General features: G+C 64.9%; 15 protein-coding genes and 1 tRNA gene. 10 read left to right on the forward strand and 6 right to left on the reverse strand.

All coding sequences use genetic code 11. The features are described from left to right. The first annotated feature begins 87 nt into the window (after nt 1–87). Nucleotides 88–1,635: a peptidoglycan DD-metalloendopeptidase family protein gene (locus FGU64_RS01065; protein ID WP_139950552.1), complete on the forward strand. Its 1,548-nt coding sequence runs from the start codon at nt 88–90 to the stop codon at nt 1,633–1,635. A 113-nt stretch (nt 1,636–1,748) separates the two neighbouring features. Here the strand turns inward: FGU64_RS01065 and FGU64_RS01070 are convergent, their stop codons facing one another. Beyond that, entirely contained in the window at nt 1,749–2,624 is an 876-nt protein-coding gene (locus FGU64_RS01070) for an ATP-binding protein (protein ID WP_139950553.1), read from the reverse strand. A gap of 228 nt (nt 2,625–2,852) precedes the next feature. Between FGU64_RS01070 and yajC the strand changes: the two genes are divergently transcribed. Genes yajC through FGU64_RS01090 form a run of 4 tightly spaced genes read left to right on the forward strand, consistent with a single transcriptional unit; the run spans nt 2,853 to nt 7,027 of the window. Continuing rightward, nucleotides 2,853–3,188 carry a preprotein translocase subunit YajC gene (gene yajC / locus FGU64_RS01075; RefSeq protein WP_136355230.1) on the forward strand — a complete coding sequence of 112 codons (336 nt, stop codon included), beginning with the start codon at nt 2,853–2,855 and terminating at the stop codon, nt 3,186–3,188. 47 nt (nt 3,189–3,235) lie between these two features. Next, entirely contained in the window at nt 3,236–5,791 is a 2,556-nt protein-coding gene (gene secDF / locus FGU64_RS01080; RefSeq protein ID WP_139950554.1) for a protein translocase subunit SecDF, read from the forward strand. Next, the gene (locus tag FGU64_RS01085; protein ID WP_139950555.1) at nt 5,791–6,183 is read left to right on the forward strand and encodes an Mth938-like domain-containing protein; all 393 of its coding nucleotides are present in this window, start codon (nt 5,791–5,793) and stop codon (nt 6,181–6,183) included. Before secDF ends, FGU64_RS01085 begins: the two co-directional genes overlap by 1 nt. A 1-nt stretch (nt 6,184) precedes the next feature. Then, entirely contained in the window at nt 6,185–7,027 is an 843-nt protein-coding gene (locus tag FGU64_RS01090; protein WP_139950556.1) for a phytoene/squalene synthase family protein, read from the forward strand. Nucleotides 7,028–7,033: 6 nt separating this feature from the next. On the opposite strand, the gene trmFO is transcribed toward FGU64_RS01090, so the two are convergent. The 3 genes from trmFO to FGU64_RS01105 form a co-directional block, all read right to left on the reverse strand. Next, the gene (trmFO, locus tag FGU64_RS01095; protein ID WP_139950557.1) at nt 7,034–8,458 is read right to left on the reverse strand and encodes a methylenetetrahydrofolate--tRNA-(uracil(54)-C(5))-methyltransferase (FADH(2)-oxidizing) TrmFO; all 1,425 of its coding nucleotides are present in this window, start codon (nt 8,456–8,458) and stop codon (nt 7,034–7,036) included. A 526-nt stretch (nt 8,459–8,984) separates the two neighbouring features. Continuing rightward, nucleotides 8,985–9,128 carry a DUF1127 domain-containing protein gene (locus tag FGU64_RS01100; protein ID WP_136355241.1) on the reverse strand — a complete coding sequence of 48 codons (144 nt, stop codon included), beginning with the start codon at nt 9,126–9,128 and terminating at the stop codon, nt 8,985–8,987. 46 nt (nt 9,129–9,174) lie between these two features. Continuing rightward, nucleotides 9,175–9,315: a DUF1127 domain-containing protein gene (locus tag FGU64_RS01105; protein ID WP_136355243.1), complete on the reverse strand. Its 141-nt coding sequence runs from the start codon at nt 9,313–9,315 to the stop codon at nt 9,175–9,177. A 240-nt stretch (nt 9,316–9,555) separates the two neighbouring features. On the opposite strand from FGU64_RS01105, the gene FGU64_RS01110 reads away from it, so the two are divergent. Then, the gene (locus FGU64_RS01110; protein WP_139950558.1) at nt 9,556–10,680 is read left to right on the forward strand and encodes a DUF2157 domain-containing protein; all 1,125 of its coding nucleotides are present in this window, start codon (nt 9,556–9,558) and stop codon (nt 10,678–10,680) included. Then, on the forward strand, nt 10,677–11,261 hold the full coding sequence (locus tag FGU64_RS01115; protein WP_139950559.1) for a GDYXXLXY domain-containing protein: 585 nt from the start codon (nt 10,677–10,679) through the stop codon (nt 11,259–11,261). Before FGU64_RS01110 ends, FGU64_RS01115 begins: the two co-directional genes overlap by 4 nt. A 331-nt stretch (nt 11,262–11,592) precedes the next feature. On the opposite strand, the gene FGU64_RS01120 is transcribed toward FGU64_RS01115, so the two are convergent. Next, nucleotides 11,593–11,668, reverse strand: a tRNA-Thr gene (locus tag FGU64_RS01120). A gap of 151 nt (nt 11,669–11,819) precedes the next feature. On the opposite strand from FGU64_RS01120, the gene FGU64_RS23165 reads away from it, so the two are divergent. Further along, nucleotides 11,820–11,987, forward strand: coding sequence for a hypothetical protein (locus tag FGU64_RS23165; protein ID WP_180375604.1), 168 nt, complete (start codon nt 11,820–11,822; stop codon nt 11,985–11,987). A 21-nt stretch (nt 11,988–12,008) separates the two neighbouring features. Here FGU64_RS23165 and bhcR read toward each other — a convergent pair whose 3' ends face one another. Then, on the reverse strand, nt 12,009–12,827 hold the full coding sequence (bhcR, locus tag FGU64_RS01125; RefSeq protein WP_139950560.1) for an HTH-type transcriptional regulator BhcR: 819 nt from the start codon (nt 12,825–12,827) through the stop codon (nt 12,009–12,011). Between the two features lie 208 nt (nt 12,828–13,035). On the opposite strand from bhcR, the gene gcl reads away from it, so the two are divergent. Together gcl and otnI are read left to right on the forward strand one after the other, a co-directional pair. Then, nucleotides 13,036–14,817 carry a glyoxylate carboligase gene (gene gcl / locus FGU64_RS01130; RefSeq protein ID WP_139950561.1) on the forward strand — a complete coding sequence of 594 codons (1,782 nt, stop codon included), beginning with the start codon at nt 13,036–13,038 and terminating at the stop codon, nt 14,815–14,817. A 274-nt stretch (nt 14,818–15,091) separates the two neighbouring features. Then, a complete protein-coding gene (gene otnI / locus FGU64_RS01135; protein ID WP_139950562.1) occupies nt 15,092–15,883 on the forward strand; it encodes a 2-oxo-tetronate isomerase in 792 nt (263 codons plus the stop codon). Nucleotides 15,884–15,970: the final 87 nt, after the last annotated feature.

The raw sequence follows: 15,970 nt of genomic DNA on the forward strand, positions 1-15,970 counted from the left end.
TCGCTCGATTCCGGGCGTTTAACCGACCGGTAACATTAACGCGCTTTAATCATGCCCAGTCTGTACCGGGTATGCGGGTAAAGTGCGATGCGTTTCAGTGTCTTGAGGGTGAATGGACGCAATCTGGCGCGCGGCTGCGCCGTCTTGATGGTCGCCGGCGCGGTTTCGGGTTGCAGTTCGCAGGTGGCGCGGTTCAGCGACGGTCTCGATCCCGTCGCCACGGCCTCGACCCCCAACCAGCGCGCCATCATCGACAAGCAGCCGACCGCCCAGCCTTATCCCGGCGATACCATTGCCGCCGCGCCGGTGGACGGCAGCTATTCCCAATCGATCAGCCGGTCCAGCATTCAGCCCGTCCAGGTCCAGGCGCTGCCGCCGGTCGCCGAGACCGCTCCGGCGGCCGCCAGGCAAGTCAAGACCGCGGCGACGCAGAAGCTCGACAACACCGTCACCGGCACGGTCGCTCCCGCCAACACGCTGAAGCTGCCCGGCAAGGCCGAGGCGGCGAAGGTGGCCATCGAGGACGGCGAGCCGAAAGGCTGGTCGCGTGCCGGCGGCACCCAGATCACCGTCCGAGATGGTGAAACGGTCTACAACCTGTCGCGCCGCTACGGCGTGCCGGCCAACATCATCATGAAGACCAACGGCCTTGCTTCCGCCGACGGCCTGCAGGCCGGTCAGAAGCTGGTCATCCCGACCTATGTCTATTCGGCCAAGGCGCCGGTTTCCGCTCCCGACAACAATCCGAAGGTGGCGGACGCCAAGTCCTCCAGGGGCGTGAAATCCGATATTCCGGCCGAGAAGCTGCCGGTCCCGGTCAGCGCCCCGACCAAGGTCGCTGTGCTGCCGCAGCAGCCGAAGGTCAAGGACGGCAAGGCGCCGGCCCAGCTCGACGCCTCGGCCGCCTCCGACACCAAGACGAAACCCGTCAAGACGGCCGCTGCCGGCACCTATACGGTGCAGCAGGGCGACACGCTGTCGGCGATCGCCCGCAAGACCGGCGTCGGCGTCACCGCGCTGAAGCAGGCGAACGGCATGAACGACGGCCTGATCCGCATCGGCCAGACCTTGAAGCTGCCGGCCGCGGGCGCCGCCGCAACGACGGTCGCCGCCGCCGCGCCCGCCAAGGTCGATCCGGTCAAGACCGGCTCCACGCCGCCGCCTGCCGAGGCGACGCCGAGCGAGAAGGTTGCCGCCTACACGCCGCCGAAGCAGGCCGCCAAGGTCATCAAGCAGGCAGAGAGCGAGGACGTCGACGCGCCCGATTCGACAGGCATCGGCAAGATGCGCTGGCCGGTCCGCGGCCGCGTCATCTCCGCCTTCGGCTCCGGCAAGGACGGCATCGATATCGCCGTGCCGGAAGGAACGCCGATCAAGGCAGCCGAGAACGGCGTCGTCATCTATGCCGGCGACGGCCTGAAGGAATTCGGCAACACGGTGCTGGTGCGCCATGACGACGGCCTCGTCACCGTCTACGGCCACGCCTCGTCGCTTGAGGTCAAGCGCGGCCAGAAGGTCAAGCGCGGCCAGGAGATCGCCCAGTCGGGCATGAGCGGCGACGCCAAATCGCCGCAACTGCACTTCGAGGTGCGCAAGAACTCGGCACCGGTCGATCCCCGGACCCTGCTGGAATAGAACAACAACAACCGTTGCACAGCGCCTGACCTCCAGTCCGCTGCGCAGGCTTCGCCCGCCCTGCAAGGGGCGGGCCTTTTCGCTTGGTCGGCGGTGGAAAGGGCAGGGGGCTCTCAGCCCTGCAGCGCCTTGCCCCGGCGGCCGGCCAGGTCCTGTGTGAACTGCCAGGCGACGCGGCCGGAGCGGCTGCCGCGCGTCGTCGCCCACTCGAGTGCCTCGGCGCGCAGGGCATCCGCATCGATCTCCAGCCCGTAGTGCCGGACGTAGCCCGACACCATGTCGAGATAATCGTCCTGCGAGCATTTGTGGAAGCCGAGCCACAGGCCGAAACGATCCGACAGCGACACTTTCTCCTCGACCGCCTCGGACGGGTTGATCGCGGTGGAGCGCTCGTTGTCGATCATGTCGCGCGGCAGGAGATGGCGGCGGTTGGAGGTGGCGTAGAAGATGACGTTCTGCGGCCGCCCCTCGACGCCGCCTTCAAGGGCGGCCTTGAGCGACTTGTAGGACGTGTCGTCGTGGTCGAACGACAGGTCGTCGCAAAACAGGATGAAGCGGAAGGGCGCCGCCTTCAGGATCGCCATCAGCTTCGGCAGCGTGTCGATGTCCTCGCGGTGGATTTCGATCAGCTTGAGCGGCGCTCCGTGCCTGCCCGAGGCGTTGATGGCCGCATGCGCCGCCTTGACCAGCGAGGACTTGCCCATGCCGCGCGCGCCCCACAAAAGCACGTTGTTGGCCGCATAGCCGGCGGCGAAGCGCTCGGTGTTGTCGACGAGGATGTCGCGGACGTGGTCGACGCCACGGATCAGGTCGATGTCGACCCGGTTCACCCGTTTTACCGGTTCGAGGAAGCCGGTCTCGGCCTGCCAGACGAAGCAATCGGCCGCTTTGAGATCGGTGGCCGGAGGGGAGGGCGGTGCCAGCTGCTCGACGGCGTGGATCAGCCGGTCGAGCTTTTCGGACAGCGCTTCAAGGCTTTTGTCTGACATCGTGCCACCCTCGTTCCGCATCGGCGGACAGTCCCTTCATCCGGATATGTACCGTACCGTACGGTTCTGTCACGGTGCCGCCGGTTTGGCAAGGGCGCTTGCAATCGGCGGGCAAACCCTCCACAAGCGTGCGGTAACACGCCGTAGACCGGTTGCAATAGACGCTTTACCGACTATATTCCGGCCAAATTTTCGGCCGGTAGCGGCTTTCCCTCGCAGGAGTTTTCGATGTTTGTCACACCGGCATACGCCCAGGGCGTCGGCGCCTCGCCTGATGTCTTCATCAGCATTCTGCCGTTCGTCCTCATCTTCGTCATCATGTATTTCCTCATCATCCGGCCGCAGCGCACGCAGATGAAGAAGCGAGGCGAGATGCTGGCGGCGATCCGTCGCGGCGACACGGTCGTCACCGGCGGCGGCCTCGTCGGCAAGGTGACCAAGGTGGTCGACGACAACGAGCTGGAAGTCGACATCGGCGGCGTCAAGGTGACGGCGCTGCGTTCCACCATCGCCGATGTGCGCGTCAAGGGCGAGCCGGTGGCGAACCAGAACGCCAAGAAATAACCGCAATATAGGCGGATCGCGCTCGGCGCGGCTGAACGGACACACGTATGCTTTATTTTTCGCGCTGGAAGACGATCGGGGTCTGGGCAGTGGTCCTGCTCGGCTTGCTGTTCGCCGCCCCGAATCTCTTTTCCCAGTCGGTGCTCGACAAGCTGCCGGACTGGTTGCCGAAGAAGCAGATGACGCTGGGCCTCGACCTCCAGGGCGGCTCGCACATCCTGCTCAAGATCGACCAGAACGACCTCATCAAGGACCGGCTGAACACCAGCCGTGACGAGATCCGCACGCTGCTGCGAGACGCCAAGATCGGCTATACCGGCCTGTCCGGCTCGGGCAGAGTCGTGCAGGTGCGCATTCGCGACACCAACCAGGTCGACGCCGCCAAGGAAGCGCTGAAGTCGCTCACCGCGCCGGTTTCGTCGGGCCTGTTCAGCGGCGGCTCCGTCACCGAAATGACGTTGGACGAGCCGGAGCCCGGCCTGCTGCGCTTCACCATGACGGATGCCGGCATCCAGTACCGCACCTCGACGGCGCTGGCGCAGTCGATCGAGGTGGTCGGCCGCCGCGTCAACGAACTCGGCACCACCGAGCCGATCGTCCAGAGGCAGGGCAACGACCGCATCCTGGTTCAGGTGCCGGGCCTGCAGGACCCGAAGCGCCTGAAGGACATTCTCGGCCAGACCGCCAAGCTGACCTTCCAGATGGTCGACTCGTCGATGCCGGTGCAGGACGCCATCAACGGCCGTCCGCCGGCAGGCTCGACGGTCATGTATTCCAAGGACGATCCGCCGGTTCCCTATCTGATCGAGAACCGCGTGATCGTCTCGGGCGAGAATCTCGTCGACGCGCAGGCGACGTTCGATTCGCGCACCAACGAGCCGGTCGTCTCCTTCCGCTTCGACGGCAAGGGCGCGACGCGCTTCGGCCAGGCCACGCAGCAGAACGTCGGCAAGCTGTTCGCCATCATCCTCGACAACCACGTCATTTCGGCGCCGCAGATCCGTGAGCCGATCCTCGGCGGCACCGGCCAGATTTCCGGCAACTTCACCCCGCAGAGCGCCAACGACCTTGCCGTGCTGCTGCGTGCCGGCGCATTGCCGGCGACGCTGACCGTCATCGAGGAACGCACCGTCGGCCCCGGCCTCGGCCAGGATTCGATCCAGGCCGGCAAGATGTCGGCCATCGTCGGCTCGGTGCTCGTCGTCGCCTTCATGGTCGGCGCCTACGGCTTCCTCGGCTGGCTCGCCAACCTGGCGCTGTTGGCGAACGTCGCCATGATCGTCGCCGTCCTGTCGCTCGTTGGCGCGACGCTCACGCTTCCGGGCATCGCCGGCATCGTGCTGACCATGGGCATGGCGGTCGATTCGAACGTGCTGATCTATGAACGCATCCGTGAGGAGCGACGGGATGGCCGCTCCGTCCTCCAGGCCTTCGACCTCGGCTTCCAGCGGGCGCTGGCGACCATCCTCGATTCCAACATCACCACGCTGATCGCGGCGGCGGTGCTGTTCTTCCTCGGTTCCGGCCCGGTCCGCGGCTTCGCCGTGACGCTGGCCGTCGGCATCCTGACCACCATCTTCACCGCCTTCACCCTGACCCGCTGGTTGTCGGCCGAGTGGCTGCGCCGCCGCCGCCCGAAGGAAGTGCCGAAGGGATATTTCCGGCTCGTTCCGGAAATCACCAGCATCCCCTTCATGCGGGTGCGCCTGCAGGTCTTCATCGTCTCCATCCTGCTGTGCGTCGCGTCGGTCGGCCTTCTGGCGACCAAGGGGCTGAATTTCGGCATCGACTTCACCGGCGGCACGCTGATCGAAGTGCGGGCGAAGTCCGGCACCGCCGATGTCGGCGACATCCGCCAGCGGCTGTCGGCGGCCGGCGTCGGAGAAACCCAGGTCCAGGGCTTCGGCGACAAGAGCGATGCGCTGATCCGCATCGGCGCCGTCACCGACACCGGTGAAGGCGAGGGCGACGCCGTCGTCAAGAAGGCGCAGGACAGTCTGGCCTCCGACTACGACATCCGCCGCACCGAGCTGGTCGGGCCGACGGTCTCGGGCGAACTCGCCTGGGCCGCGATCATGGGCGTGCTCGCCGCCATGGGCGGCATCCTGATCTATGTCTGGGTGCGGTTCGAATGGCAGTTCGCCATCGGCTCCATCGTGGCGACGATCAATGACATCACGCTGACGCTCGGCTTCCTTGTCGTCACGCAACTCCAGTTCGACCTGTCGACGGTGGCGGCGATCCTCACCATCGTCGGCTATTCGCTCAACGATACGGTCGTCATCTACGACCGTGTGCGCGAGAACCTCAGGCGGTTCAAGAAGATGCCGCTTGGGCAATTGCTCGACCTGTCGGACAACGAGATGCTGGCGCGCACGACGATGACGTCGGTGACGACCTTCCTGGCGCTGCTGTCGCTGTTCCTGCTCGGCGGCGAGGTCATCCGCTCCTTCGTCGCCTCCATGCTGTTCGGCGTCTTCATCGGCACCTTCTCGTCGATCTTCATTGCGGCGCCGGTGCTGATCCTGTTCCATCTCAGGCCGACGACGCAGAAGGAGATGGTCGAGCAGGAGCGCGCGGCGCATCAACTGCCGGCCAAGTGATGGCCGGCAGCGGCATCGTCATCCGCGCGGCCCACTATCCGGGCCGCGCGCCGATCGAGGCCTACGGCAACGGCGGCTTCCGCTTCGCCGACATGTCGCATCGCGGTTCGCTGCTGTGCCTGCCTTCCGGCATCCATGGCTGGCAGCCGGCTGACCCTGTCGCTTTGACGGCGGCCGACTTCGACAAGGTCGTCGCCGAAGCCGAGGGGATAGAAATCCTGCTGGTCGGCACCGGCGAGGAGATCCGGCCGCTTTCGAAGACACTGCGCGCCGCCTTGAAGGAAGCGGGCATCGCGGCCGATCCGATGTCGACGGGTGCCGCCGTGCGCACCTACAACGTCCTTCTGGCCGAAGACCGCGCGGTCGCCGCCGCCTTCGTCGCCGTCGACTGACATGGCCGCGAACGGCAATCCGGTGGTCGGGGCGGTGCGAGCCGGCGATCCCGACCGTTATCTCTCGGCCCTTTATGCACCTGCCGACAAGCGCGAGGCGCTTTTTGCGCTCTACGCTTTTAATGCCGAGATCGCCGGCGTGCGCGACCGCATCCGCGAGGCGCTGCCGGGCGAGGTGCGGCTGCAATGGTGGCGCGACGTCATCGCGGCCGAGGGCGAGGAGGCCGGCGCCGGCCATCCGCTGGCCGAGGCGCTGCGCCGGGCGATCGCCGCATACGACCTGCCGAAGCAAGCCTTCGACAACTATCTCGAAGCCCGCATCTTCGACCTCTACGACGACCCGATGCCGTCGCGCACCGATCTCGAAGGCTATTGCGGCGAGACCGCTTCGGCGCTGATCCAGCTGGCGGCGCTGGTTCTCGATCCGGCGGCGGCGCCGGGCGTCGCGGAGCTTGCCGGCCATGCCGGCTGCGCGCAGGCGGTCACTGGGCTGCTGCAGCTTTTGCCGCTGCACCGGTCACGCGGGCAATGCTACATTCCCGCCGATATCCTGGCGTCCGTCGGCTCCTCGCCGCAGGAATTCCTCACCGGCGACGGCGGTCCGAACGCCGCCCATGCGCTTGCGGCGATGATCGCGCTGGCGCGGGATCATCTCGCCGCCTTCGAGCAGGGGGCCGGCGCCTTGCCGGAGAGCTTGCGGCCGGCCTTCCTGCCGCTGGCGCTGACGCGCGCCATGCTCGGCCGGGTCGAGCGGGCGGGCGTGTCGGTTCTGCGGGAAAGCCCGCGCCTGCCTCACTGGCGCCGGCACTGGCTGTTGTTTCGCCGCGCCACGCACGGCTGGTGAGGCGGATTATTCGGCTGCAGTCGCCCGCGCTTCCAGCCCCAGCCAGGCGCGGCAATCCGCCAGCGCGCGCGCCGTCATCGCCTTTTTCTTGGCGACGGCCTTATCCTTGCCGCGGAAACGGCCCTCGAAACCTTCCGGCTTGAGCTTCGTGCCGGCTTCCAGCGGCGGGAACAGGCCGAAATTGACGTTCATCGGCTGGAATGAGCGTTTGCCTGGCTCGTCGTCGGAAACGATATGCCCGCCGGTGATGTGGCCGAGCAGCGCGCCGAAGGCGGTCGTCGCCGGTGGGGCGGCGAGAGGCCGTCCGAGCCGTGCGGCGGCGGCGAAGCGTCCGGCCAGGAGCCCGATGGCGGCGCTTTCGACATAGCCCTCGCAGCCGGTGATCTGGCCGGCGAAGCGAAGGCCCGGCCGCGACTTCAGTTGCAGCGTGCCGTCGAGCAGGGTGGGGGAGTTGATGTAGGTGTTGCGGTGCAGGCCGCCGAGGCGCGCGAACTCGGCGTTCTCCAGCCCCGGAATGGTGCGGAAGACGCGCACCTGCTCGCCGTGCTTCAGCTTGGTCTGGAAGCCGACCATGTTGTAGAGGGTGCCCAGCGCATTGTCCTGGCGAAGCTGTACGACGGCATAGGGTTTCGTCGCCGGATCGTGGGCATTGGTCAACCCCATCGGCTTCATCGGGCCGTGGCGCAGCGTTTCCACGCCGCGCTCCGCCATCACCTCGACGGGCAGGCAGCCGTCGAAATAGGGCGTTCCTTCCCACTGCTTGAACTCGGTCTTGCCGCCCTCCAGCAGCGCCCGCACGAAGGCCTCGTACTGCTCGCGATTCATCGGGCAGTTGATGTAATCCTTGCCGGTGCCGCCGGGCCCGACCTTGTCGTAGCGCGACTGGAACCAGCAGGTGTCCATGTCGACCGTCTCGAAATGGACGATGGGCGCGATAGCGTCGAAGAAGGCCAGCGCGTCGGCGCCGGTCTCCGTGCGGATCGCCTCGGCGAGCGACGGCGCCGTCAGCGGGCCGGTGGCGACAATCGCCTGGTCCCATTCGGCGGGCGGCAGGCCGGTGACTTCCTCGCGTACGATCTTCACCAGCGGATGCGATTCGAGCTTCGCCGTCACGGCGGCCGAGAATCCGTCGCGGTCGACGGCGAGCGCGCCGCCCGCCGGCACCTTGTGCGCGTCGCCGCAGGCCATCACCAGCGAGTTGCCGAGCCGCATTTCGGCATGCAGCAGGCCGACCGCGTTGGTCTCGGCGTCGTCGGAGCGGAAGGAGTTGGAGCAGACCAGTTCAGCCAGCCCTTCGGTCTTGTGCGCGTCGGTGCCACGCACCGGGCGCATTTCGTGCAGGACGACGGGCACGCCGGCAAGTGCTGCCTGCCATGCGGCTTCCGAGCCTGCCAGCCCGCCGCCGACGATATGGATGGGATCGATGCTCATGGAGCGGGAGATAGTCCGTTGCCGCCGCCGATGCAATCGCCGGGCGTGTCCGGCCGACAGCGGAATGTGCGTGAAGGGTCCCTGAAACGACAACACCCGCCGGGGGAGGAGGTCCGGCGGGTGTCGTTTTGCTGGTCGGTCTCAGGGAGGAGGAGGAGACCGACCTATTCGTCGTCGCCGGGGAGGAGGTCGGCTCTGACGAAATTCCTTTCGCCATTTGAAAGGGGGCGAAACCCTTTTCCGGCAACAACGCCCGCCGGGGGAGGAGGTCCGGCGGGCGCCGTTTCGGTGGCCAACCTCCGGGAGGAGGATGAAGGTTGGCCGTATTCGTCATCGCCGGGGAGGAGGTCGGCTCTGACGAAATTCCTTTCGCCATTTGAAAGGGGGCGAAACCCTTTTCCGGTAACAACGCCCGCCGGGGGAGGAGGTCCGGCGGGCGCCGTTTCGGTGACCAACCTCCGGGAGGAGGATGAAGGTTGGTCGTATTCGCCGGGGTCGGGGAGGAGGTCGACCCTGACGAAATTCCTTAGGCTATCGCCTTGCGGGCGACGGTCCTGATCTCGTCACGCAGGATGCCGAGATCATGAAGCTGGCGGTTCGACAGGCGATCCAGTTCGGTCACCGTGTCGCGATAAGCGCGCCAGTTACGGTAATTGCGGATCAGGTTCATCGTTCGTCTCTCAGGTAACTGCCGGGATCGTCGAGGATCCGGTAGATCAGGCGGCCTTGCGGGCCACGAAAGGGATGTCGCCGCGGCTGATGCCCAGGTCGCTCAGTTCACGGTTGCTCAGGCGGCTCAGCTCGGAAACGGTGTCCCGGTAGCGGCGCCAGTTGCGGTAGTTGCGGATCAGGTTCATGGTACTAACTCGTTTCGTCTTTGGTTCGGATCGGTTCGTCTGTTTGTATGACCCGAAGATAGGTGCGCCCATATCGATTTAAAAGCGCCATTGGTGCATGGCAGCAATGCGTTTTGTGCAATGCAATATGGCTACCCTTTGGCGCTTTCGTCACAAAGAAACCCGAATCGGAAAGTGCCGTCGCGTCAACGATTTACACCCGTCCTCTGGTAATTCGACTAAATTTATAGGAAAGACCTCATGGCCAGTTATTCGACCAGGGTCAGGCAGGACATTGCACGCTGGGCAGAAAACGGGCTGATCGACGCCGCGACGGCCGATGTGCTGGCAAGGGACGTCGAGGCCAACGATCGCCGCTCCCTCAGCTTCGGCTTCATCCTGGCGATGATGGCAGCACTTCTGTTCGGCGCCGCGATCCTCATCTTCGTCGCCGCCAATTGGGAAGCCATTCCGCGGCTGGCGCGGGTGGTTGCGCTGTTCGCCGTCATCCTTGCCGGCTATGTCGGCGGCGCCGTCATCAAGACGCGCGGCCATCCGGCCATCGGCGAGGCGCTGTGGATCGTGGCGGCTGCGGCGTTCGGCGGCGCCATCGCGCTTGTCGGCCAGATGTACCACCTCGCCGGCGACGAATCCTCGGCGATGTTGACATGGTGCGCCGGTACGGCCCTGGCTGCGGCGATTCTGCGTTCCAGCCCGCTGACGGTGGCGGCGGTAGGCATCGCCGTCGGCTGGCTTTTCCTGATCTTGTTCCATGGCTTCAATCTGTTTGAGTCGACCGAATTCCCGCATTTCTTCGTCGCTATCGTCGCGGCGCTGTTCCTCCTGTCTTATTGGACCCGCAGCCAACCGACGCGTCACCTCGTGCTGTTGTCGCTCATTCTCTATACGGCACTGGTCGTGGCCGATCACAATCTGATCGGAATAGCACTGGCATTGGCGGCGGTATCTGCGGTCTGCTTCGCGGCCGGGGCACTGGCGCCCGGGCCTGTCGATCGCGTCGTGCAAATTGGCGGCCGCCTGCCATTGCACGGACTGATCGGCTTCCTGACCGGAATGCTCATGCTGCAGTTCGATGCAGCCGATGACGCGGGGGGCAATTTCGCCATCGTTTCGGCCGTAGCGCTTGCCGGCATTGCCGCTGCGGTCGTGCTGGCGGGGCGCGAGAGCAGGGGGCTGCGCTGGATCGCTTATCTCGGCTTCGCCTTCGAACTTCTCATGATCTATGTCGTGACCATGCAAAGCATGCTGGGCACCGCCGGCTTCTTCCTCGCCGCCGCCGTCATCCTGGGCCTGCTGGCCTTCATCATCATCCGTATCGAGAAGCGGATGAAACCGGCCATGATCGAAGGAGCAGTGACGCCATGAGCGGCAAACGCCTGATCGCGGCGGCACTTGCAGTCGCAATTCTCCAGATCGGTTTCCTCAGCTGGATCATCGCCGGCCGAGCGGCGATCCTGCGCAACGGTCAGGAAGTCTTGCTCAAGGTCGAACCGGTCGACCCTCGCGACCTGCTGCGCGGCGACTATGTCGTCCTTGGCTACGAAATCTCGAATATTCCCGTAAAGCTGATCGCCAATATCCCGGAGGGCAAGCAATCCAGCGACGAACAGTCCCTGGTCGTACGTGTCAAGAAGGGCATAGATGGCTACTGGCACCCGGAAACCGCCTGGCTCGATGCCGCCCCGGTGCCGACCGGAACCGACGAGGTCGATATCGTCGGCCGTATCGGCCCGGGCTGGGATTTGCGCGAAAGCGCCACGACGACGGTCTCGCCATACTACGGCATCGAGCGCTTCTACCTGCCTGAAGGCGAGGGGCAGGCAATCCAGAACGACATGCGCGTACGGCCTTTCGGCGTGAAGGTGGCGGTGACGAAGAACGGCAAGGCACAGATCAAGGCGCTGATGGACGGCGACACGATGCTGTTCGAGGAACCGCTTTACTGAACACAAGGGCTCAATGCCCCGCTCCGCGTCCAGCGGCGGAGCAGGGCATGATGCGCGACGAACAGGCTGCTGTTATTTCGCCGAATCTTCCAGTTCAAGCCTCAATGCGCGAAGCCGCGCAGTCTTGCGCTCGCGTTCGCGCTTCTCGGAAAGGATAAATTCCCTGGCAATCCTGTCGGCTCTGACGTGCCTGTCTTCCGGTTTCTCCCGATGTATTGGCGTGGTCATTTCTGTTCTCCATGTTGCATTACCAACATGGTGATTTTTCTTGCGAATTAAAGCCGAGGCGACGAAAGGTCGCCCCATGCGATGCCTGTATCTGTTCTTGAGATGGTGCCCTCGGCAGGGATCGAACCCGCGACCTTCGGTTTACAAAACCGCTGCTCTACCAGCTGAGCTACAAGGGCACAGCCTCCGGTTAGCACATCTGCCACGGCAGTAAAGACAATTGTCCGAACGGGCGGGCGTCGATCCGGCCGGAGATTGCCGTGTACCTCTCAAAAAAGGCTGCATCCTTCCTAAATACAAGAAAGGGACGTCGTGCTTGGAGGTCGATCCATGATCCGGCTCGTGGCCGTGGCATTGATTGCCGTTTTCGTCTGGGCGCTGCTGGTCAGGCTTGTTGCCGTCATTCGGCGCGGTACCATCGACTGGACGGGTGTCACCGCCTTCGTCGGCTTTGTCGTTCTGGCGGTCTGGCTGCGGCATGTGACCGGCATCGGTTGACGGACGCGGCCGAAGGCATCGTCAGGGGCGCTTGCCGCCGATCATGGCGGTGATCTCGTCGGCAGCCGCAGCGACGCGCGGCCCGATCTCGCCGAGCCGCTCGGGCGTAACGCGCACCGTCGGCCCGGAAACGGACACACCGCCCACCGGTTCGCCAAACTCGTTGAAGATGGCGGCCGCCACGCAGCGCATGCCTTCGTTGCGTTCCTCGTCGTCGACCGACCAGCCGCGGCCGCGAATCTCGGCGAGATTGCCGGCCAGAGCGGGCAGGGTAGACAGCGTCTTCGTCGTAAAAGCCTCCAGCCCGGCCTTGCGGGCGATGGCCGCCACCCGGTCCGGCTCCAGATGCGCCAGCACCGCCTTGCCGATGCCCGACGCATGGAAGGGGCTGCGCGTGCCCGGCCGGAAGAAGGCGCGGATCGCCTGGTGCGTTTCCACCTGGCTGACGAAGACGACGCAATCGTCCTCGGCGACGCCGAGATTGGCCGTCTCGCCGGTCTTCTCCATCAGGTCCTGCATGACGATGCGGGCTCGGTCCACCAGCTTGCGGCTGCGCAGGAAGGCCGAGCCCATGCGGTAGGTTTCGACGCCTATGGACCAGAGTTGGCCGGTCTTGTCGAACTCGACCATGCCGTGGTTTTCCAGCGTGGTCAGCATCCGGTAGGCGGTCGGGGCAGGGACCCCGGACGCATTGGCGATCTCGCTGAGCGACAGGCCGGCACCCTCCGCCACGATGGCGAGGATGCGCAAAGCCCGGTCGAGAGACTGCACGGAAGCCGTTTCCTGCGGGGCGTTGAAGGCGCGCGGGCGGCCGCGCTGGCGCTTTTCGGTCTGGTCCATGGCGGCAGTCTCGCCGAACGGCCGCAAAAGGCAATGAAAAAATTTTCCGTAATTTTTCCGCAGTGTAAATTGAAAAACAGAAAATCGATGAAAATCAAAGCATAATGAGAAAAATACAATAATGAAAAAATATTTTGAAAAAATTGAAAAATAGCCTGCCTGCTGGCACATTGCAGCCATCAACAGACAACCGGCAGGAGGCTGGATCATGGCCAGGATGCGCGCCGTCGACGCGGCAGTTCTCGTTCTCGAAAAGGAAGGCATCACCTGCGGCTTCGGCGTGCCGGGAGCTGCCATCAACGGGCTTTACTCGGCGCTGAAGGCGAGGGGCACCATCCGCCACGTCCTCGCCCGCCACGTCGAGGCCGCCTCGCACATGGCCGAGGGTTACACCCGCGCCGCACCCGGCAATATCGGCCTGTGCATCGGCACCTCCGGTCCAGCCGGCACCGACATGATCACCGGGCTTTATTCGGCGGCCGCCGACTCTATCCCGATCCTGTGCATCACCGGCCAGGCGCCGCGTGCGCGGCTGAACAAGGAAGACTTCCAGGCGGTCGACATCGCGGCCATCGCCTCGCCGGTCGCCAAGTGGGCCGTCACCGTCATGGAGCCCTATCTGGTGCCGATGGCGTTGCAAAAGGCCTTCCACCTGATGCGCTCCTCGCGTCCCGGCCCGGTGCTGATTGACCTGCCGGTCGACGTCCAGCTTGCCGAGATCGAGTTCGACATCGATGCCTACGAACCGCTCGCCGCCTTCAAGCCGGCGATGACGAAGGCGCAGGCCGAAAAGGCGCTGGCCATGCTGAACGCGGCCGAAAAGCCGCTGATCGTCGCAGGCGGCGGCATCATCAATGCCGATGCGTCCGATCTGCTGATCGAATTCGCCGAAATCACCGGCGTTCCGGTCATCCCGACGCTGATGGGCTGGGGCTCGATCCCCGACGACCACCGGCTGATGGCCGGCATGTGCGGGCTGCAGACCTCGCACCGCTACGGCAATGCCACCATGCTGGCGTCGGATTTCGTGCTCGGCATCGGCAATCGCTGGGCCAACCGCCACACCGGTTCCGTCGATACCTACACGAGGGGGAAAAAGTTCGTTCACGTCGACATCGAGCCGACGCAGATCGGCCGCGTCTTCGCCCCCGACCTCGGCGTCGTTTCCGACGCGGGCGCGGCGCTGAAGATGCTGCTCGACGTCGCCACCGAATGGAAGACGGCCGGCAAGCTGCGCGACTGGTCCGGCTGGGCGAAGGAATGCGCCGCGCGCAAGAAGACGATGAAGCGCAAGACGCACTTCGATCAGGTTCCGATGAAGCCGCAGCGCGTCTACGAGGAGATGAACAAGGCCTTCCCGCGCGACACCACCTATGTCTCGACCATCGGGCTGAGCCAAATCGCCGGCGCGCAGTTCCTGCACGTCTACAAGCCACGCAACTGGATCAACTGCGGCCAGGCCGGCCCGCTCGGCTGGACGCTGCCGGCGGCGCTCGGCGTGCGCGCCGCACGGCCGGACGCCAACATCGTGGCGCTTTCGGGCGACTACGACTTCCAGTTCATGATCGAGGAACTGGCCGCCGGCGCGCAGCACAAGCTGCCCTACATCCACGTCGTCGTGAACAATGCCTATCTCGGCCTGATCCGCCAGTCGCAGCGCGGCTTCTCGATGGATTACGAGGTTTCACTGGCCTTCGAGAACGTCAACACGGTCGGCCATGCCGAGGTCGGCTACGGCGTCGATCACGTCGCGGTGGCCGAGGCGATGGGCTGCAAGGCGGTGCGCGTGCGCCGTCCGGAAGATTGCGCGGCAGGTCTTGCCGAGGCGAAGCGCCTGATGGAGGAGCATCAGGTCCCGGTCGTCGTCGAGTTCATCCTGGAGCGCGTCACCAACATCTCCATGGGCACCGAGATCGACAATATCACCGAGTTCGAGGACCTTGCCGAAAAGAACGAGGACGCGCCGACGGCGATCGTGCTGCTCGATTGACATTTTGCCGTGCGTCCTTCGAGGCTCGCTCCGCTCGCACCTCAGGATGAGGACTGTCGGAGCGAGACTTGAAATCGCACGGATGACGACGGGGCAGATTGCCTCTTCCCCGCACCTCAGCAGGAGGACTGGCCCCGACGTCGCGCAGACGGCAGCAAGACTAAACGTTGAGATGTATCGCGACCTCCCTCATCCTGAGGTGCGAGCGGAGCGAGCCTCGAAGGACGCACAACGGACAAGCCGCACCGTAGATGCGGCGCCATGGAGACTATCGATGCCGAAATTTTCAGCCAATCTTTCCATGCTCTTCCAGGAGCACGATTTCCTCGACCGCTTCGACGCCGCTGCCCGCGCCGGCTTCAAGGGCGTCGAATATCTCGGTCCTTACGACCACACGCCCGACGAGGTGGCCGCGCGGCTGAAGAAGAACGGGCTGACGCAGGTGCTGTTCAATGTGCCGTCGGGCAACTGGGCGGGCGGCGAGCGCGGCATCGCCGTGCTGCCGAACCGGGTGGACGAGTTCCGAGCCGGTGTCGACAAGGCGATCACCTACGCCAGGGCGCTGGGCTGCGGCCAGGTCAACTGCCTTGCCGGCATCGCGCCGGCTGGCGCCGATCGCGCAAGGCTGGAGGAAACCTTCGTCGCGAACCTGAAGTTCGCGGCCGAAAAGCTCGGGCAGGCAGGGATAAAGCTGCTGATCGAGCCGATCAACACGCGTGACATTCCGGGCTTCTTCCTGACGAACACGAAGCAGGGGCTCGATATCCTGGAGAAGGTCGGCTCGCCGAACCTCTGCCTGCAATACGACATCTACCACATGCAGATCATGGAGGGGGATCTCGCCCGGACCATCGAGGCCAACCTCAGCCGCATTGCGCATATCCAGCTTGCGGACAATCCCGGCCGTCACGAGCCGGGGACGGGTGAGATCAACTATCCCTTCCTGTACGACTTCATCGACGGCCTTGGCTATTCGGGCTGGGTCGGCGCGGAGTACAAGCCGAAGGCCGGCACCGAGGCGGGGTTGGGCTGGTTCAGGGAACTCGCGGGCAAGGCCGCGGCGTAAGTTTCTGCCCCTCACCCTTACCCTCTCCCCGTGAAGAACGGGGAGAGGGGGGTCGCCGACGCAACAGCCTCTCTCCTCTCCCCGTTC

The organism is Mesorhizobium sp. 8, assembly GCF_006351905.1.
Classification (GTDB): domain Bacteria; phylum Pseudomonadota; class Alphaproteobacteria; order Rhizobiales; family Rhizobiaceae; genus Mesorhizobium; species Mesorhizobium composti.